Source organism: Psychrobacter proteolyticus (assembly GCF_038155145.1).
Classification (GTDB): Bacteria; Pseudomonadota; Gammaproteobacteria; order Pseudomonadales; family Moraxellaceae; genus Psychrobacter; species Psychrobacter proteolyticus_B.
In genome coordinates, this window is record NZ_JBAKAY010000005.1 from 161,841 (window position 1) to 179,456 (window position 17,616).

19 protein-coding genes are annotated in these 17,616 nt (G+C 43.2%); 14 read left to right on the forward strand and 5 right to left on the reverse strand.

Going from position 1 to position 17,616, the window contains the following annotated elements; genetic code table 11:
- The first annotated feature begins 213 nt into the window (after nt 1-213).
- The 3 genes from V6252_RS08000 (at nt 214) to coaE (ending at nt 3,160) form a co-directional block, all read left to right on the forward strand.
- Nucleotides 214-1,437: a type II secretion system F family protein gene (locus V6252_RS08000; RefSeq protein ID WP_341610008.1), complete on the forward strand. Its 1,224-nt coding sequence runs from the start codon at nt 214-216 to the stop codon at nt 1,435-1,437.
- A gap of 7 nt (nt 1,438-1,444) precedes the next feature.
- On the forward strand, nt 1,445-2,344 hold the full coding sequence (locus tag V6252_RS08005) for a prepilin peptidase (RefSeq protein ID WP_341610094.1): 900 nt from the start codon (nt 1,445-1,447) through the stop codon (nt 2,342-2,344).
- Nucleotides 2,345-2,473: 129 nt separating this feature from the next.
- Nucleotides 2,474-3,160 (forward strand): dephospho-CoA kinase, encoded by a 687-nt coding sequence (gene coaE / locus V6252_RS08010; protein WP_341610009.1) that lies wholly within the window; start codon nt 2,474-2,476, stop codon nt 3,158-3,160.
- On the opposite strand, the gene rlmB is transcribed toward coaE, so the two are convergent.
- Together rlmB and V6252_RS08020 are read right to left on the reverse strand one after the other, a co-directional pair.
- Complete coding sequence (rlmB, locus tag V6252_RS08015; RefSeq protein WP_102078746.1) at nt 3,123-3,893, reverse strand: 23S rRNA (guanosine(2251)-2'-O)-methyltransferase RlmB; 771 nt, start codon at nt 3,891-3,893, stop codon at nt 3,123-3,125. The genes coaE and rlmB overlap by 38 nt on opposite strands.
- Before the next feature lie 222 nt (nt 3,894-4,115).
- Nucleotides 4,116-4,451 (reverse strand): pyrimidine/purine nucleoside phosphorylase, encoded by a 336-nt coding sequence (locus V6252_RS08020; protein ID WP_057757729.1) that lies wholly within the window; start codon nt 4,449-4,451, stop codon nt 4,116-4,118.
- 764 nt (nt 4,452-5,215) lie between these two features.
- Here V6252_RS08020 and recN point away from each other — a divergent pair.
- The 7 genes from recN (at nt 5,216) to V6252_RS08055 (ending at nt 10,651) form a co-directional block, all read left to right on the forward strand.
- Nucleotides 5,216-6,895 (forward strand): DNA repair protein RecN, encoded by a 1,680-nt coding sequence (gene recN / locus V6252_RS08025; RefSeq protein ID WP_341610010.1) that lies wholly within the window; start codon nt 5,216-5,218, stop codon nt 6,893-6,895.
- Between the two features lie 166 nt (nt 6,896-7,061).
- On the forward strand, nt 7,062-7,625 hold the full coding sequence (locus V6252_RS08030; protein WP_101204671.1) for a YqgE/AlgH family protein: 564 nt from the start codon (nt 7,062-7,064) through the stop codon (nt 7,623-7,625).
- Nucleotides 7,626-7,675: 50 nt separating this feature from the next.
- Complete coding sequence (gene ruvX, locus V6252_RS08035; RefSeq protein WP_341610011.1) at nt 7,676-8,257, forward strand: Holliday junction resolvase RuvX; 582 nt, start codon at nt 7,676-7,678, stop codon at nt 8,255-8,257.
- Nucleotides 8,258-8,343: 86 nt separating this feature from the next.
- A complete protein-coding gene (locus tag V6252_RS08040) occupies nt 8,344-8,838 on the forward strand; it encodes a hypothetical protein (RefSeq protein ID WP_341610012.1) in 495 nt (164 codons plus the stop codon).
- A gap of 83 nt (nt 8,839-8,921) precedes the next feature.
- Nucleotides 8,922-9,248: a sulfurtransferase TusA gene (tusA, locus tag V6252_RS08045; RefSeq protein ID WP_101204674.1), complete on the forward strand. Its 327-nt coding sequence runs from the start codon at nt 8,922-8,924 to the stop codon at nt 9,246-9,248.
- Nucleotides 9,249-9,314: 66 nt separating this feature from the next.
- Complete coding sequence (xerD, locus tag V6252_RS08050; protein WP_341610013.1) at nt 9,315-10,253, forward strand: site-specific tyrosine recombinase XerD; 939 nt, start codon at nt 9,315-9,317, stop codon at nt 10,251-10,253.
- Nucleotides 10,254-10,321: 68 nt separating this feature from the next.
- Nucleotides 10,322-10,651 carry a DUF3817 domain-containing protein gene (locus V6252_RS08055; protein ID WP_341610014.1) on the forward strand — a complete coding sequence of 110 codons (330 nt, stop codon included), beginning with the start codon at nt 10,322-10,324 and terminating at the stop codon, nt 10,649-10,651.
- Between the two features lie 39 nt (nt 10,652-10,690).
- Here the strand turns inward: V6252_RS08055 and V6252_RS08060 are convergent, their stop codons facing one another.
- Nucleotides 10,691-11,134 carry a PH domain-containing protein gene (locus V6252_RS08060; RefSeq protein WP_341610015.1) on the reverse strand — a complete coding sequence of 148 codons (444 nt, stop codon included), beginning with the start codon at nt 11,132-11,134 and terminating at the stop codon, nt 10,691-10,693.
- A 241-nt stretch (nt 11,135-11,375) separates the two neighbouring features.
- Between V6252_RS08060 and V6252_RS08065 the strand changes: the two genes are divergently transcribed.
- Complete coding sequence (locus V6252_RS08065; RefSeq protein ID WP_341610016.1) at nt 11,376-11,984, forward strand: class I SAM-dependent methyltransferase; 609 nt, start codon at nt 11,376-11,378, stop codon at nt 11,982-11,984.
- A 114-nt stretch (nt 11,985-12,098) separates the two neighbouring features.
- Here V6252_RS08065 and lptG read toward each other — a convergent pair whose 3' ends face one another.
- Nucleotides 12,099-13,307, reverse strand: coding sequence for an LPS export ABC transporter permease LptG (gene lptG, locus V6252_RS08070; RefSeq protein ID WP_341610017.1), 1,209 nt, complete (start codon nt 13,305-13,307; stop codon nt 12,099-12,101).
- On the reverse strand, nt 13,307-14,617 hold the full coding sequence (locus V6252_RS08075; RefSeq protein WP_341610018.1) for an LPS export ABC transporter permease LptF: 1,311 nt from the start codon (nt 14,615-14,617) through the stop codon (nt 13,307-13,309). The genes lptG and V6252_RS08075 overlap by 1 nt, the downstream gene beginning before the upstream one ends.
- Before the next feature lie 42 nt (nt 14,618-14,659).
- Here V6252_RS08075 and V6252_RS08080 point away from each other — a divergent pair, with 42 nt between their 5' ends.
- The 3 genes from V6252_RS08080 (at nt 14,660) to V6252_RS08090 (ending at nt 17,609) form a co-directional block, all read left to right on the forward strand.
- Nucleotides 14,660-14,791 (forward strand): hypothetical protein, encoded by a 132-nt coding sequence (locus V6252_RS08080; protein ID WP_341610019.1) that lies wholly within the window; start codon nt 14,660-14,662, stop codon nt 14,789-14,791.
- 319 nt (nt 14,792-15,110) lie between these two features.
- Complete coding sequence (locus tag V6252_RS08085; RefSeq protein WP_341610020.1) at nt 15,111-15,728, forward strand: cysteine hydrolase family protein; 618 nt, start codon at nt 15,111-15,113, stop codon at nt 15,726-15,728.
- A 225-nt stretch (nt 15,729-15,953) separates the two neighbouring features.
- The gene (locus V6252_RS08090; protein ID WP_341610021.1) at nt 15,954-17,609 is read left to right on the forward strand and encodes a leucyl aminopeptidase; all 1,656 of its coding nucleotides are present in this window, start codon (nt 15,954-15,956) and stop codon (nt 17,607-17,609) included.
- Nucleotides 17,610-17,616: the final 7 nt, after the last annotated feature.

Sequence of the window (17,616 nt, forward strand, 5' to 3'; positions counted from 1 at the left end):
AATCATAAAATATATGTTATGTCTTAGCATCTTGACTTTTAGTTGCTAGAAAAGTTATAAACTAGCAATATTCTTTATCGTATAACTTTAAAAATAAAACAGATAAACACTGGTTTTTTAAGCTAAAATAAAGTAAGCCTGACTAATATTTCAAGTCTGGTATTTTGTTGTAGGTTTACAATATCTATATTGGACAATTTTGAGGGTAGGAACATGGCAAAAGCTAAGACCGATATGTTGTTGGACTTTGTTTACGACGGCGTGAATCGACGCGGGCAGAAAGTTAAGGGCGAAACTACTAGTCGTAGTTTAGAACTGGCAAAAGCCACCCTACGTAAACAAGGTATCACGGTTAAAGGAATTAAGAAAAAACCAAAACCACTTTATACCTTCAAAAAAGCCATTAAAGCCATTGATATTGCTATTTTTGCTCGGCAACTAGCAACAATGATGAAAGCGGGCGTACCTTTAACCCAGTCTTTCGAAATTGTCGCCGACTCCCTTGATAATCCAAGTATGAAAGACTTAGTATTGCAAATCAAAGCAGATATTGAAGCAGGTGGTACTTTTGCTTCTGCATTGCGCAAACATCCTCGTTACTTTGATGATTTATTCTGCTCACTCGTCGAATCTGGTGAACAATCAGGTGCGCTTGAGACGATGCTTGAACGAGTCGCTACTTACAAAGAAAAAAGTGAGCTTCTCAAAGCAAAAATCAAAAAGGCAATGAAATACCCTATTGCTGTAATCATAGTGGCTATCATCGTTACTATGATTCTGCTGATAAAAGTAGTACCTGTATTCTCTGACTTATTTAGCTCATTTGGCGCAGAGCTACCAGCATTTACCCAAATGGTAGTTAATATGTCTGAATGGATGCAGGCATGGTGGTTCATCTTGATTATTGTTATCGGCGGTACAATCATCGGCTTTTCAGAAGCTAAAAAACGATCTAAAAAATTCCGTGATTTTTTAGACCGTGCCGTACTCAAAGCACCTATATTTGGCAATATCGCCTATCAAGCAATTATTGCCCGCTTCGCTCGTACACTATCTACAACTTTTGCCGCTGGTGTACCACTTATTGATGCCCTAGACTCTACTGCTGGTGCTACCAATAATGTTGTGTTTTACAACGCAACTCAGCAAGTTAAGAATGATGTATCTACTGGCCAGCAATTACAGTTTTCTATACGCTCGACCAACTTGTTTCCGAGTCTAGTCATTCAGATGGTTGGTATTGGCGAGGAGTCTGGTAGCTTAGAAGAGATGCTAGATAAAGTCGCTGTCTACTACGAAAATGAAGTTGATAATGCCGTCGATGGTTTGACCAGCTTGATGGAGCCAATGATCATGGCAGTTTTAGGTGTGTTAGTTGGTGGCCTAGTCATCGCAATGTACTTGCCAATTTTCCAGATGGGCGCAGTAGTAGGATAATGATTTGATGCAATTTATACAGTTACTACAAGAAAACATCGCCCTAGCTTTATTCGTGTTTGGCCTATTAGGTCTTTGCGTTGGCAGTTTTCTAAATGTTGTGATTCATCGCATACCGCTGATGATGGTGTATGGTTGGAGACAAGAGTGTAGCCAGTTTATGTCTGAACAGGCAGATATGCCACGCGAGCATACGCTGCCCATAGCAAATATTGTCGCTACTGACCAACCGATTACCCTAAGTCGCCCTGCTTCACGCTGCCCTCATTGCGCACATAAAATTAAGTGGTATGAAAATATCCCTTTAATAAGTTGGCTGTTACTACGCGGACGCTGTTCAAGCTGCAAAGCGGCTATCGGTCTGCGTTATCCTCTCGTTGAGCTAGTCACTGCTCTTCTGTCCGTATTAGTAATATATAAGTTTGGGGTAAATACTACAGGCCTGTCCGCATTGGTTTTAGTATGGACACTGGTCGCTCTAACAGGTATCGACTTTGACACACAGCTCCTACCTGATCGTCTAACCTTCCCTTTGGCAGGCTTAGGATTGGCAGTAAACTCACAAAGCTGGTTCGTTTCACCAACACAGTCAATATGGGGATTACTACTTGGGTTTTTATCACTATGGATAGTAGTCAAAGTGTTTTACTTAATAACTAAAAAACATGGAATGGGTCAAGGGGATTTTAAACTACTAGCAGTATTAGGTGCTTGGCTTGGACCCATGATGTTACCTTTGATTATTCTACTATCATCTTTACTTGGCTCTATTGTTGGGCTGATCTTGATGAAAAAACAGGGTGAAAGCCGACCTTTTGCTTTTGGGCCTTATATCGCTATCGCAGGTATTGTTGCTTTATTATACGGCTCAGATATCGTCAGCTGGTATCTTGGTATGTATGTCTAATAATAACTGATAGCATACATTAGATTATTGTCGTAAATTTTCGGTAGTGACTTATAAATAAAGCCTTAAAAGGTCAATTGTGAGTTTAAAGCTGCATCCATTGTTCTATCTGTCAGATAAGCCATTATTATGTCAAAAAATACATCGCACTCTTATTCACACCAACCACAAACCACGCAACCAAAAAATAAGAAGCTCGTAGTCGGTTTGACGGGTGGTATCGGTAGCGGTAAATCTGCCGCTAGTGCTTGGTTTGCTGAGCAAGGTATCGATATTATTGACGCAGACGTGATCGCCCATCAGACTGTCGCTAAAGGTAGCGTCACTCTGCAGAAAATCCAGAAAAAATTTGGTGATTGGATACTGACGGATGATGGTGTTATGGATAGGGCTGCTGTACGTACACACGTATTTGCAAATCCTGAAGCGCTGATTGAGCTTGAGGCTATCACTCATCCAGCGATACGTGAGACAGCAAAAGCACAGCTAGATGCTAGTACTTCACCGTATATAATCTTGTCTGCGCCCCTACTTATAGAGGCGGCAGAAGCAGGACTGGCCAATTTATGTCAACGTATTTTAGTCATGGATGCGACCGAAGATACGCAGCTTGCGCGTGCCAGTCAGCGTGATGATCAAAGCATACAAAAGATTAAAGCCATTATGACCAATCAGCTTAGTCGTGAAGAGCGTAATCGTCATGCAGACAATGTCATACTCAATGAGAGCGACCTTGCCTCTCTATATCTACAACTAGAACCCTTGCACCAAGAGTATCTTACGCTTGCCCAGCAGCTAAAGTTCGCTGGCGATTGACCTCATACAGTGCCATGCCAGTAGCAACACTCACATTTAGGCTCTGTAGATTACCATGCTCGTTTCCTGACATTGGAATATAAACCAACTCATCACAGCTTTCCATTGTCAGGCGACGCATACCCTCTCCTTCTGAACCCATAATAATAGCGGTCTTGCCAGTTAGGTCAGCGGCATGTATTGGCTTAGCCTCTTCACTAAGTGCCGTACCAAATACAAAAACGCCTGCATTTTTGATTTGAGACAACGTGCGTGCCAAGTTCGTAACGCTGACAATCGGCATCATCTCTGCTGCGCCAACTGATACTTTAGCGACTGTTGGCGTTAGGCTCGCTGCATGGTGTTTTGGACAAACCACTGCATCCACACCCATAGCCACTGCGGTACGTAGGCAGGCGCCAAAGTTATGTGCATCTGTGATTTGATCTAGTACCAATAATAGGCACTGTTCACGGCCAATAATAGTATCAAGCAAACCTTCATCAGCGAAACCTAACGGACGAGCATTGAGCACCACGCCTTGATGCTGCGGACTGCCACATAATTGCGTTAGCTTGTCTTTTTGGGTTGGTTGAATGCTAATGCCGTTTGCTTCTGCTTCAGCCATGATAGCTTGTACATGACTGTCACTCTCACGCCCTTGCTGCACAAACAAACTAAGACCATCAAGAGGACGATGTTCAAGTAACGCATCAATGGCATGAATGCCGTAAAAATAAATGGGTTTTGCCATAATAGGCCTACTAAATATAAAGTGGATATCGCACTAGGCGACGGGATAAAAGAAAATGACGTCGGCTTTAACTGTCATAGCTCATTGATGATGAGAGAACAGTAAATTAAATGTCAAAAAAAGAAATAAACAATACCAATCCGATATTGTTTATTTTCTCGAAACACTAATGTGTGATAGAACAGGCGCTAGAATAAAAGCTCAAGCGCCCTATTGATAATATCAGCCTTCTAGATGACAGACATATTGAACAATCTCTTCAGTACGTAGGTTAAAACCGCTATTGCCTTCAACAACAAATGACTGACCTGCACGGTAGTAGCTGAATTCATCATCACCATTGATCTTCACTTCACACTCACCACTGGTGATTTCGATACGCTCAGAAGTATTGGTGCTAAAGTGATAATGCTCAACCAAGTTGTCACAAGGTAAGATCACGCCTAGCGTTTTATGGCGACCATCCTCGAACATAATGGTATGGCTTGAGCAGCGACCATCATAAGATACTGTCGCTTGGGCATTAACTGTTACGTTAGTAAATTGCGCCGCTGTCATAGTGGCTTCCTTATCAAATAATTATGGCAAAACTAAAAAATAAGTAACGGGTTAAAGTACCGACAGAGTTGCACTGGGCTTCAAATACGCGACCAGTAAGCAAACACGCCTGCTTTAGGCACCTTATCCCTCTATAGTAGATATCTGCGCGCTAAAGGTAGCCACAGGTTCCATGAAAACGCTTTTGAATAATGATTGAGTGGCATGTTTTTACCACTATACGCCTACAATTTTACAAAATTATGACTCGTTATTAGGTTGCATCGCGCATCAAACTCATAAGAAGAGTTTATCATTATGTGAGATTATGCTACCACATTATATCTATAAAGTTTGTTAAAGCGACTAGGAAAATTCTATTCGATGGCAAGTATCTACCCGTTCGTTTAATATTCATTTGGTATTCTTACAAGCGGATGCTAGACCATTATCTTAGGTATATTTTTATCATTATCAGTCAAAATACTTCTTCGCATACTATGCTTGTCTTTGAATATCCAATGACCCTAATGATTAACATTATAGGTATTATGTTGATGATTTATTGTCAGTTTTTAATAGTTTTATGGTAATCTCCCCATAATAAATTCTGTTATACCTCATCTTAAAGTTTGTATTTACGCACATTTAACACCATAATATTTGCCTACAATATTTATCTAATTAGCAAGTTTAAATAGATATTTTCACTTCCTTATTTACCCTATTTATAGATGGCTTTCTAAGATTTATATGATGTCCATTGTCTGTCCTGAGAGGCGTTGATGCTAGTATCGTTAACTTTACATCAGTTTGCGTTGATTGCTCAGCATGAGCTGAGCGTGGCTGAAGGTTTTAATGTCATCACTGGTGAAACAGGTGCTGGCAAGTCGTTATTGCTAGATGCACTATCACTGTGTGTCGGTGAGCGAGCAGACAGTGCGATGGTCAGGCATGGCGCCGCGCATGCAGATATCTACGCTCAATTTGATGTAGAAAATAACAGTATCATCGCTGAGTGGTTTACCAAAAATGAGCGATCGCTAGAAGAGCCTGAAGTACTTATTCGTCGACAATTAAGCAATACTGGCCGCTCAAAAGCGTGGCTAAATGGTTCACCAGTTAGCTTAGCGGAGCTAAAGAGCTTAGGCACTTTACTGGTCAATATACATAGCCAACATGCTCAGCAAGCATTGCTTAAGCCGCAGTTTGTGGTGCAATGGCTTGATGAAATGGCACAGATAACACCGCTAGCCATCCAAACTGCCAGTAGCTATCAAGCCTATCAGCAGCTAAAACGTCGAGCAGATGACATCGCAAGTCGTGAAGCCCAGCGTCAAGATCGTATTCAGTTGTTGCAGAGCCAATTAGCAGATATTGCGCCGTTATTGGCTGTGGACTACGCAGAAGTTGAATCTGAACATGAAGAGCTCTCCAACATTGAAGCCCTAATGCAAGAGGCCAGTCATGGTCTGCATTTGCTCGACAATGATACTGATGAGCCAGACGTCATGACCTTGCTAGGACAAGCGATTAAACTCTGTGATAACCAAGTAAGCGTCAGTCAAACGTTTGAACAAGCTTCTGAACAGCTCCATTTAGCACAGCAGCAAATCACTGAGGTGACTGCCCTGCTATCAGATTATGCCGAACAGCAGCTACCTGATCCTGAACGCTTGCAAACACTAGACAATTTAATCAGCTTAGGACATCGTCTGTCACGTAAGCACAGCTTGCCAGCGAGCGATTTAATTGATGAAGCAAAAGGCTGGGAAGCGCAATTAGAGCAGCTAGAGAACGAGCCAAGCAGTGATGCAATGGCAGCGCAAATTGAGCAGGCTTGGCAAGACTATCTCGCTCTGGCGACACAGTTGAATAAAGAGCGCACAAAAGCTGCTCCGATAATTAGTAAGCAACTCATCAAACAGCTACAACCACTTGCGCTACCTAATGCTCGCTGTGAATTTGTTTTTACCAAAAAATCTGAACCTAGTCAGTACAATGCACAAGGCTGTTTCGATATTGATTTATTGTTCAGCGCCAATGTCGGTATGCCAATGCAGCCTCTACACAAAATCGCCTCAGGTGGTGAACTGTCACGTATGGCGCTCGTGATGCAAGTCTTACAAGCGACCAATGCTGATAACAACGCCGCCAAGCCTATGCTAGTATTTGATGAGGTCGATGTCGGTATCAGTGGCGGCACTGCGCAAGTGGTTGGCGAACTGCTACGCTCACTTGGCCAAACACAGCAATTGTTAGCTATCACACACCAAGCACAAGTCGCGGCACAAGCGCATCAACATATCTTGGTACAAAAGCATCATCAAGAACAGACCGAAAGCGAACTACTCATACTGACCGACAGTGCACAAGTAGACGAGTTGGCGCGTATGTCTGGTGGTGTCATTATTACTGATGTCACGCGCGATCATGCCCGCAGCTTATTATCCGATGTTAAATAACTCTTATCTGACCTATCTAACGTTAAATAATCATTCGTTTTCATCAAAACGGATGGTTATTTGAATCTATATGATCGTCAGCAGCAATTGGTGTGAATCTTGCTTTTCTATTGATTATCACCATATAGTGGTCTTTCACCCTTATTATTAGGTTGCGTTTGTTTCTATGTCTAAAACCAATTTGACCCATCATTTTTTGATTGCAGCGCCAGAGCTGTCAGACCCAAGGTTTGAGCAGGCACTTATATATATTTGCCGTCATGACAAGCACGGCGCCCTAGGTCTGATGGTCAATCGTCCGCTTGAGCAATCTCGCGTAGGTAAGCTGCTAGAAGATTTAGACATTGAAGTGACCAATCCGCAGGTGATGGAAGATGTGGCATTAGAGGGCGGCCCTATGTATCCGGAGGTTGGCTTTGTGCTGCATACTGGTCAGCCGGAATGGGCCTCTTCTTTTGCTATTTCAGAGAACGTTTGCATCACGACTAGCCAAGATATTCTGAAGCGTATTGCCGCAGGGCAAGGTGTTGGTCACTATCAGCTGTGCTTAGGTCATGCCAGCTGGGGCAAAAAACAGCTAGACCAAGAGCTGAGTAATGGTGACTGGTTAGTCTGCCCTGCCGATCTGAATTTATTATTTGATACACCGTTTGAAGAACGCTGGCAAATCGCAGCCGACAAAATTGGTGTTAATTTCGACTATCTTAGTAGTGACATAGGTCATGCGTAATATCATACGCTCTGCGAATTTAGATAAAGATATAAAGGATACCCATTACTATGGTAGATAGTACTTTTACAACCAATAGCACAGACGCTATAGATAATGACATTGATATTGGTATTGATACTCTCGATAACGATAGCAATAGCACTGCTAAAACTATCGAGCCAGAAGTAAAGCCGCATCTTATCTTGGCGCTAGATTATGGCGTCAAGAAGATGGGCATGGCGCTCGGTAATACCATCACACAGACAGCGCGTGCCTTCGATATCTTGGCGATGAATAACGGTCAGCCAGATTGGGACAATCTAATTGGTATCATCAAAGTTTGGGGCGTGGCGCAAGTCGTGGTCGGTCTACCGCTTAATATGGATGGCACTAGCTCCATGCTTTCAAAACGAGCACACAAATTCGCTCGTCGTCTGGCCCATAGAATAATAGAGCAGCATTTGCCAGTGACCGTATCACTGTGTGATGAGCGGCTGACTTCCATCGAAGCAAGAGAAATCGCATGGGACAATGGTTGGATCAAAAACGAACGCGACCCAATCGATGATATCTCCGCTTGTATCCTAATGTCGACCTATTTTGCTGATCCTAATAGCAGTATCGCTATCGATGCAATCAAAGCAGAATAAAGCAGCCAAATAGGTAAAAGACACGTGTGCGGCTATAATGTCACTTCGATACATCGTACTTCTCAACGGATAAATGACTGATTACTATGACCACTGTCTCAGACCAACCTTCGCAACATAAGTTACAGCATGGTTTTGCTCCACTGGCTATTGCCCGTATTAAAGGCGCACAGCGTGCCAACCAAATAGCGATTTATCTCATTTATGTGGCTATTTTTGCATTTGTGGTCTTTGGCACGATTGCTAGTATCAAAGCCTTCCATGATAACCAGCTGCTTTATCAGTTATTTTACAATTTACCCTATGCCTTAGTAGCCCTCACGATACCCATTACTATTTATGATGCATTGGTCGTTTATCGTTATCGCTTAAATCAGCCATCGATGATTGCCATGAGTATTGGTGTATCAACCATTATATTGGTTGGTGGATTAATTTTTGCCGATACTGCATGGTTAGGACTATCTTGTTGGCTAGGCGTGGCATTCTTATTTAAAGTAAGCTTTAAGCGGTTTTTTAACTTTTTAGAAATAGCTGATACGCCTGATGCCGACGAAGAGGCTGAAAGTACTGAAGCATAGATGATCTACAAAGTACGCCGCGATAAGCACTTAAGCAAACTATTTACCCTCAAATTCACTTATTTAGCTTTACGATAATGACTATGACCACTTCGATACCAGACACGCCTATCCACCATCACTTAGATACTCAAGGGCTGATTTGTCCTGAGCCAGTCATGATGCTACACCGCGTCATTCGAAAGGCAGATGGCGGTGAAGTGATTGAGATATTGGCGACAGATCCTGCTACCACGCGCGACATTCCGAATTTCTGTCGTCACCTGGGTCATGAGCTAATCGGTCAAGAAACACTGGCCGAAAACGTGAGCTTAGACGCTGATCCTGATGAAATCACCATCGATAGCGATAATGATACGCCTGCAAGCGTGACGCTATATCGCTATCTGGTTAAGAAAAAAATGGCATGATAGGTTTGGTATTATTTTAATAACTATCTGTTATCGCTCACTTAATCCCTACCTGGGTATTATCCTATGAGTCGTGATCGTGCCGTACAACAACGACAGCCTAAAGCATTAGCGGTCGATGACGAGCCAGCTTATATGACTGAATTTCGTCAAGCCATGCTGGCACGCGGTCTAGCGACGCGTACTCGTAATGCGTACGTCCGCGACCTACGCTCTTGTGAGTTGACCAATCCTATCGCCCTGACACGCTGGCAGCCTGCTGATGTGCTGCACTGTCTGTCACTGCTTGCTAAAGATGGCAAAACTCCACGTACCCAAGCGCGTATGCTCTCTAGCTTGCGCCAGTTTTATCTATGGATGATTGCCAGTAATCTGCGTGAAGATAATCCTTGTGAACGTATCAAAAGCCCAAAACTCGGACGTCCACTGCCAAAGGACTTAGCTGAGGCTGACGTAGATAATCTACTTGCCGCACCTGATACCAGTACTGCGCTCGGTCTCCGTGATAAAGCCATGCTAGAAGTTTTATATGCCTGCGGTCTACGTGTCAGTGAGTTGATTAACCTCTCCTTAGAGCAAGTGAATCTAAACTCAGGTTGGCTACAAATCACGGGGAAAGGGAATAAAACGCGACTGGTGCCCCTCGGCGAATATGCAGCGGATGCATTGGAAGATTATCTGTCTCATGGGCGTGGCGACTTGATTGCTCATTTAAAATCGGGCAATTGCCAAGCGGTATTTTTGACGGCGCAAGGTGGTTATATGACGCGGCAGAACTTTTGGTATCTACTTAAGAAGTACGCCAAAGTTGCCAGTATCGATAAAGAGTTATCCCCGCATACGCTACGTCACGCCTTTGCCACACATTTGCTCAATCATGGTGCAGATTTAAGAAGTGTGCAATTATTGCTAGGACATAGCGATTTATCCACCACGCAAATCTATACTCATGTTGCAACAGCGAGATTGCAGAAATTGCATGCGGAGCATCATCCACGTGGGTAGCCTTGCCATATTGCCATATGGGCAGCATTGAAATCTAATATTATTGATGATTGTAAAAGGAATATATCGTGTCGCAAGCTCAACCGTCTGCCTTATCAAAGAGTCAAAACACTGCACTTAGAAACCTTACTATCATGGGTTATTTAGAAGGTACGTCTTTTCTATTGTTACTTGGTATCGCGATGCCACTCAAATATATGTTCGATATTCCAGAAGCGGTGAGCTATGTCGGTCCAGTGCATGGGGTATTATTCGTTGCCTATGTCATGGTATTAATCATCACCGCGAGCAGAATAAAAATGCCACTTTGGGCACTCCCTGCAGGTGTGCTCGGCTCATTCTTGCCATTTGGGCCGTTTGTATTTGATCATTTATTAAAGAAGAGTTTGAGGAAATAGTTTCAAGAAAAATTCTATATCAGGAACGATAATGCCACTCTATTCGCCTGCTGTATCTATCACTACTCTAGGATTACGTGCCTGTATCTCGCGATAAAAACGTGATTTGTCTTTTGGTGAGATTAGTATTTCTTCATCTTGATATGATATTTTAATCCTATCCAATGATAGTGCTGGCGCAGAACTCATACTTTGAGTCGGCGTAATATAGGTGATATCTGTAATCTCAATTTTTTGAACAGAGAACCCACTATCTACTTGTAGTTGGTCATTCGTTAATGTGTACTCAGTACCGAAAAAAGGGATGAGAATTAGTGCTGCAAAAGGGATGAGAATAACCGTCATTAATATAGTTTGTATGAGGGATTTGTGAGCACCTCGCTGCCACTGCCATAATGGAACAGACACCGTAAATAAGCTCAAACCCCAGAGTAGCAGTGCAAGCCAAAAGTCTACTTTGGATACGAATATAATGTCTGGCATAAATAATACTTAGAGACTATTAGGTTAAATTTGATTCTATCTTAAGCAATGCCTCTTATCTAATGTCTCTAACATTTTTGCTTAGAATTTTTTGCGATATCGCAAAATGCAGTTCTAGAAATAGATAGCTGCAAACCCATCCTTTTCTCGTTACAATACCCTTATTAAAGTGCGTCATGATATACATGCTGCCTAACTGGACTGCACACTACCTTTTACCTATCTATTATCCGAGAATCCCATGAGCCATAGACCACCTGCTGACCTATTAAAAAACGCCGAACACTGGCGCGAAGATATCAATTTTCGCCAAGAAGTGCTGGGTAAGCCGTTTGATTTTGCGACCACGTGGGGCATTTTTTCACCGCAAAAGCTCGATGACGGTAGCTTGATGCTGCTTGATTATGTGGATTTTGAGCAAGATGATGATTCGATCGATTTGGGCTGTGGTTATGGCGTACTTGGTATGACGGCAGCACGTGAATGTCCAAATGGTCAGCATACGCTGATTGATAAAGACTTTATGGCGGTAGAATACGCACGTCGTAACTGTGAGAAAAATGGTCTAAACAATGTCGATGTACATTTATCAAATGGCTTCAATCATGTGGCAAAAGACAAAGACTTTAGCCTTGTGATGTCAAACTTGCCAGCCAAAGTGGGTAAAGAGCAGCATTATTTATACTTCCTCGATGCCTATTCACGCATGCGTAAAGGTGGCCGTTTTTATGTCGTGACCATCAATGGCCTACGCCAATTTGTTAAGCGCTCGTTTACCGAAGTGTTTGGCAATAGCGACAAAATCAAGCAAGGTAAAACCTATACGATTACGATGGCGACCAAAGACTAGTTTTAGCTCTACCTGATTGAGTTTCAGTCATTTAAACTAAAATTAAAATCGACATAAAAAAGCACGCTCAATCTAATTTAGCGTGCTTTTTATTTTGTATGACCAACTGTCTTTCTACATCTGGCGTTTTATTAGATATCCGCCCAATAGCGCGCTGCCGATAATCGGCAATAGCACCATAAGCATCGGTGAAAAGCCTGTCGCTAGCGATACAAATCCGACTAAGTCCTGAATATAGCTAAATAGTAGACCAAACAGCAATGCCACGACGATACGTAAGCCTAAGCTGTGCGTCCGTAGCGAGCCAAAGACAAACGAGCAAGCAACAATCACCAGCGACAATATCGATAATGGCGATAGTAGCTTTTGCCAAAATGCGACTTCATGATCTAAAGAGCGATTGCCCTGTTGGCGCATAAACGTACGGTGCTCATACAGCTGCGTCAATGACAAATCCTCTGCCTTACGCGTCAGCAGATACACAGACTCTGGGGCAAAGGGTAAGCTTAGCGTATCTGATGGTGAAATAGCTTGGCTACTCTCAAAACCCTGATTGATAGAGAGCTTAACCATATCATTTAGCTGCCACTCATAACGATACTGCTCGCTTGGCTTTTCACTGTTTACATCAATTGGTTCACGGCCAGTATACTTTCCACCTTCCGCATGGACAGCAGTTTGCAAATTACCGTTGTTGTCCAAATGCCAACGTTTCACCTCGCCAATATTACCCGCGACATCAGCATAATCAATATATAAAATATCGCTACCATCAGGTGTAGCACTGCCATCTTCTGCGGTTTCGAATCGTGGCTGTATCGTCCAGTAGCCGCGTACTGATGTGACCAGTGAGGTGCTGTCTTCATCATTAATCTGTTTTGCTAACTGGTTAGAAGACGGTAGGACGAACTGATTGATAGCCAATGCCAACAGTACAAATATCAAAGCGGGCTGTAATACCCAGCCGACGATACGATAAATACTGACCCCAGCCGCGCGCATGACGACCAGCTCGCTTTTATTGGCCAGCAAACCCAATCCTATGACAGCACCCAATAACGCACCCGTTGGGATAAATTGCTCTAAAAAGTAAGGCGAGCGATAAAAGATATATTTGAGCGCCTCGCCCATAGTGTAGTTATCATCTAACGAATCAAGCTCTGATAAGTAAGAAAAAATCAGCTGTAATGCCCACAAACCAATGATGGCAGCGATAATAGCCAATAGAGCGTTGAGTTTGACATAGCGACTAAGGACTTTTAGATTGGCAGGTTTTTTAGCCAATTGATTAGACTTGGCTGACTTAGCAAATAAAGAGCGCATTAAGACTGCCCTCCTTGTGAGCTGTTGTTCTGATTATCGATGTCGCTAACTGAGTTAGTTGCGGCAGCGGCTAGCCTATTTTCTTGTTTGCGAAAGCGCAGTCGATGTTGCACACGGCTACCCCAATTCATATAAAGCGCCAATGCCATAAACCCTAAGATGAGCCATGCATACGCCCATACGCTGATGCTGTCTTTGCTCACTGCGTTTTTTAGCGAAATGATACCTAATGCACAGCTGACAAATAATAAGATAGAAGGAAACAAGCGCAGCCAGCGTCCTTGACGCGGACGCACTTGCGCCAGTGGCACGGCCAACATAGGCGCGATAATCATCAGCCATGGTAGCGCCAAACGATAGCCAAGCTCGCCTTGTGCAGCGCGCATTGCACTATTCGTACCTGATGGTGAACTACTCGTTGCGGCTTGCCACAATGGTCCAATCTGTTGCGTTTCAATATTGTCTTCGGTGATAACTTCCTGTGAAGACTCAGTCAAGGTGATGCGATAACGATCAAAAGCAACTTGATTATATTTCAGGCTACCTGCACCGACTTCGTAACGACGTCCTTGGAACAAATCCAACTGGGTCACGCCGCTATTGCCAGTATCAACTTGCTCAGCACGCTTAGCCAACGTGATAGTATCCTTGCTAATGTCCTTCGCACCGCTATTTATAATATCTTTTGGTATGTCAGAGATGCCAATCTGTTCGGCTGTCTCATTATCAATCCTGTTATTCATATCAGTGGCACTAGCATCGACACTTTCAGTAGCACTACCTTTTTTCGCAGGTTCAGATTGGATTAATATGACATCTTGCAACTTTTTCTTATCATCGCTGAGACTACCCACGTATAAATGATAATTACCGCTACTAATAAACTCGTTCGGACGAATCAAATCAAATGCACTGGTCAACGCTTGCTGCTGCCACACAGCCTCAGACGAGCGGACACCCCAAGGCTTGCCAACGACAGATAGCGCTGCCTCTCCGACGAACAACGCTAATATTAATGGTGTCATCAATCGAGCAAGCTTACCTCGAGATACGCCACTAGCATTAATCACTGCCATTTCTTGATCGACATATAAGCGACCAAATACCAACATCAAAGCGATAAAGAACGCTAACGGTAATATCAGCTCTAAAAAATACGGTAGGTTATACCCAATGATCGTAAACAGTAGGCTGACGTCCAAACGACCTTCAGCAGCGATGCCAAAATAGCGTATCAAACGACCGCCGAGCATCATCACTACCAAAAACCCCAACACTAAGGCAGTGGTCGAGGCAACTTGTTGTGTCATGTAGCGGCGTAATATCACAATGGGTACTCTTAAACGGTTGGTATGCGCGCGATTGATGATGAGCTTATTGAATATCTAGGTCGTACGACGACATATCATCAGCATGATATGGGTCATCTAAGTACTCAAATAACGGTGAACGTTACTAAGCGACTGGTTAGTCATACTCAATAAACACAAGCGACAGATATAACCGCTAATGCTAGCATGTTTTGCCCAAAAATGGCTGTGAAATGTGTTTGAAAACATTACCTACACCTTGCTGAGAGCGCATTATTGACAGTAATTAACGAATATAGCAAATATTGGATAAATAATTGATAAAACCTCAAATTACATCGAGTTGATAGTATTTATAGCGCTAAGTTTTTGCTTTATTTATTTTAGAAAGGTTTGTTTGTCATTCGTATCATCGAACATTTATCTCTGTTATTAATTGCTAGACTGACTGATAGAAAAATATATTTATATCGTCAAACGGAGAATAATACTAATGAATAAAACGACCTCTACACCCTCTACCCTACTTGAACTCGCTGGCGGCATATTCGATGCGCTTGACTGGTCAAATTGCGCGCTGGTTCTTATCGACTATCAAAACGAATACGTCGATGGCGCTATGCCATTAGGGGACGCTGGGGCAAAAGCCATCGCCAATGCGCGCCTACTACTCGATAGAGCGCGTCAGCAAGATTTACCTATCTTCCACATTACCCATCATGGTGCCGAGAATGGCAATGTCTTTGATCCTCTATCAGCTAACGTTGAGATCGTCGAACAGTTGCAGCCTCAAGATGGCGAAACAGTAATTGCCAAAAAGCATCCGAATGCCTTTTATGATACGCAATTACAATCACTGATTTCAGCAGCAGAAAAGAAGCAGATTATTTTTGCGGGTTTTATGAGTCATATGTGCGTCAGCTCAAGCGTCCGCGCCGCATTTGACTTAGGTTTCGATAGTTTCGTCTGTCACGATGCCTGTGCCACTCGCGACCTACCTAGCGCTACAAGAGAGCTGATAAGCGCTGAAATCATGCATGATACTGCCATGGCCGCACTACAAGACAGATTTGCCGCGACGGTAACGACCGATGAATTGGTCAATGGCTAATATGTTGGCATCATCGAAAGATGATAATGTAACCGCTAAACCATAGCGTAAGTTAGCACAGCATAATAATTCAAACGTATTACCTAAGGCTTGCTAACTGCGCACGATTATCGCAATATGCTACACTACTGTGATTGCTCAACAGACCAAATAATCTAATAATCTGACAGGTATAAGCAGTCATCCAAATCCTGCAATTTTCATAACTCTAATAAGGATAACTATATGAATATCAAATTATCTCAGCATTTACCAAAGACTCATACGCAGAAAATCCTGAAAAAAGAAGCCAAAAGTAAAGACGATGTTTGTCTGGTTGTTTTGGTCGATGACAAGAAAAACATTCTGGCTGAATCTGTGCTAACCGAATATACCACTCGTATTGAGCAGCTGATTGAAGTATCACATTTCAAGGGTACTACCTGTGAGACTGTTGCTGACTATGCGCTAGCAGGTGATAAAAAAACCACTAAGCAAAACCCTGTTCAACTGCTATTGGTCGGTGTAGGTAACACTGATAAGTTCAACAACACCGTACTGCAAAAAATCGCCAATACCATCTATAGCAGCACACAAAAGCGTGTGTCTTCTATCACTGTCGCCTTGGGTGATGCACTGGAAGAAAATCACTTTGGTCAATTTGCCCTTAACCTACTGGCAGCTAGCTACCGCTTTGACAAGTATAAGTCTGAGCAAGCGAGTCCTGTATTGACTGATGTTTATCTGTTAGCTGATGAGTCACTACAGCCTGCGCTAGCATTTGCTCAGTCAGTATTTGCTGGTCAGAGCCTCACTCGTGATGTAGCCAATGAGCCTGGCAATATCTGCTTCCCAGCTTATATGGCTGAACAAGCTCAAGAGCTTGCAAAAACGTACCCTGACCTATTAACCGTGAAGGTACTAGGTGAAGACGAGATGTCAGCGCTAGGTATGCATTGCTTCTTGGCCGTTGCACAAGGCTCTACCAAAGAAGGTAAGCTGGTACTCATGGAGTACCGTGGTAAATCAGAATTTAGTTCAAATGCAGGCTCTACCGAGCAAACTACTAGCAACGCAAAAGTGAGCGGTCTAAAGGCATTAGCCGATAAACTACCAACCAAAAAGTCAGCTAAAAATGCAAGCAAAAATAGCAATGACAATGCACAAACAGCCAATGACGACGCACCTATCGTATTAGTCGGTAAAGGCGTAACCTTTGATTCAGGCGGTATCTCAATCAAGCCAGGTGCGGCGATGGATGAGATGAAGTTTGACATGGGTGGTTCAGCATCAGTACTTGGTACAATTAAAGCGTTGTGCGAAGCTCGTCTACCAATCAACGTCGTTGGTGCGCTAGCCTGTGCTGAAAACATGCCATCAGGCGATGCAACGCGTCCAGGTGATATCGTTAAAGCGATGAATGGCAAATCAGTCGAAATCTTAAATACTGATGCTGAAGGCCGTTTAGTACTAGCAGATACCTTGTGCTACGTGCAGCGTTATCAGCCAAAAGCCATCATCGATGTTGCCACCTTGACTGGCGCTTGTGTGGTTGCGCTAGGCCATGTTCGTTCAGCCGTATTTAGTAATGATGAAGACGTCCTGTTTGATTTAGAAAATGCCAGCAACCTATCAGGCGATCTTATCTGGCATATGCCTTTAGATGACGAATATCAAGCTCAGCTTGACTCACCAATCGCCGATATGCAAAACATCGGTGGTAAAGGTGCTGGTGCGGTAACTGCCGCCTGCTTCTTATCGCGCTTCATCGAAGAAGGTCAAGCATGGGCGCATTTAGACATCGCTGGTACTGCATGGAACTCAGGTAAAGACAAAGCAGCCACTGGACGTCCTGTACCATTGTTTATGCAATATCTAAAAAACAGCGCAGAGATGGCTTAATTCATTT

What these genes read in the sequence shown, in the direction of transcription:
- V6252_RS08000 (WP_341610008.1), top strand. Translation starts at nt 214, where the DNA reads ATGGCAAAAGCTAAGACCGATATGTTGTTGGACTTTGTTTACGACGGC.
- V6252_RS08080 (WP_341610019.1), top strand. Translation starts at nt 14,660, where the DNA reads ATGCGCGCGATTGATGATGAGCTTATTGAATATCTAGGTCGTACGACG.
- V6252_RS08090 (WP_341610021.1), top strand. Translation starts at nt 15,954, where the DNA reads ATGAATATCAAATTATCTCAGCATTTACCAAAGACTCATACGCAGAAA.
- V6252_RS08060 (WP_341610015.1), bottom strand. Translation starts at nt 11,134, where the DNA reads ATGCCAGACATTATATTCGTATCCAAAGTAGACTTTTGGCTTGCACTG.
- V6252_RS08085 (WP_341610020.1), top strand. Translation starts at nt 15,111, where the DNA reads ATGAATAAAACGACCTCTACACCCTCTACCCTACTTGAACTCGCTGGC.
- rlmB (WP_102078746.1), bottom strand. Translation starts at nt 3,893, where the DNA reads ATGGCAAAACCCATTTATTTTTACGGCATTCATGCCATTGATGCGTTA.
- coaE (WP_341610009.1), top strand. Translation starts at nt 2,474, where the DNA reads ATGTCAAAAAATACATCGCACTCTTATTCACACCAACCACAAACCACG.
- tusA (WP_101204674.1), top strand. Translation starts at nt 8,922, where the DNA reads ATGACCACTTCGATACCAGACACGCCTATCCACCATCACTTAGATACT.
- V6252_RS08005 (WP_341610094.1), top strand. Translation starts at nt 1,445, where the DNA reads ATGCAATTTATACAGTTACTACAAGAAAACATCGCCCTAGCTTTATTC.
- xerD (WP_341610013.1), top strand. Translation starts at nt 9,315, where the DNA reads ATGAGTCGTGATCGTGCCGTACAACAACGACAGCCTAAAGCATTAGCG.
- V6252_RS08075 (WP_341610018.1), bottom strand. Translation starts at nt 14,617, where the DNA reads ATGACACAACAAGTTGCCTCGACCACTGCCTTAGTGTTGGGGTTTTTG.
- recN (WP_341610010.1), top strand. Translation starts at nt 5,216, where the DNA reads ATGCTAGTATCGTTAACTTTACATCAGTTTGCGTTGATTGCTCAGCAT.
- V6252_RS08040 (WP_341610012.1), top strand. Translation starts at nt 8,344, where the DNA reads ATGACCACTGTCTCAGACCAACCTTCGCAACATAAGTTACAGCATGGT.
- ruvX (WP_341610011.1), top strand. Translation starts at nt 7,676, where the DNA reads ATGGTAGATAGTACTTTTACAACCAATAGCACAGACGCTATAGATAAT.
- V6252_RS08065 (WP_341610016.1), top strand. Translation starts at nt 11,376, where the DNA reads ATGAGCCATAGACCACCTGCTGACCTATTAAAAAACGCCGAACACTGG.
- lptG (WP_341610017.1), bottom strand. Translation starts at nt 13,307, where the DNA reads ATGCGCTCTTTATTTGCTAAGTCAGCCAAGTCTAATCAATTGGCTAAA.
- V6252_RS08020 (WP_057757729.1), bottom strand. Translation starts at nt 4,451, where the DNA reads ATGACAGCGGCGCAATTTACTAACGTAACAGTTAATGCCCAAGCGACA.
- V6252_RS08030 (WP_101204671.1), top strand. Translation starts at nt 7,062, where the DNA reads ATGTCTAAAACCAATTTGACCCATCATTTTTTGATTGCAGCGCCAGAG.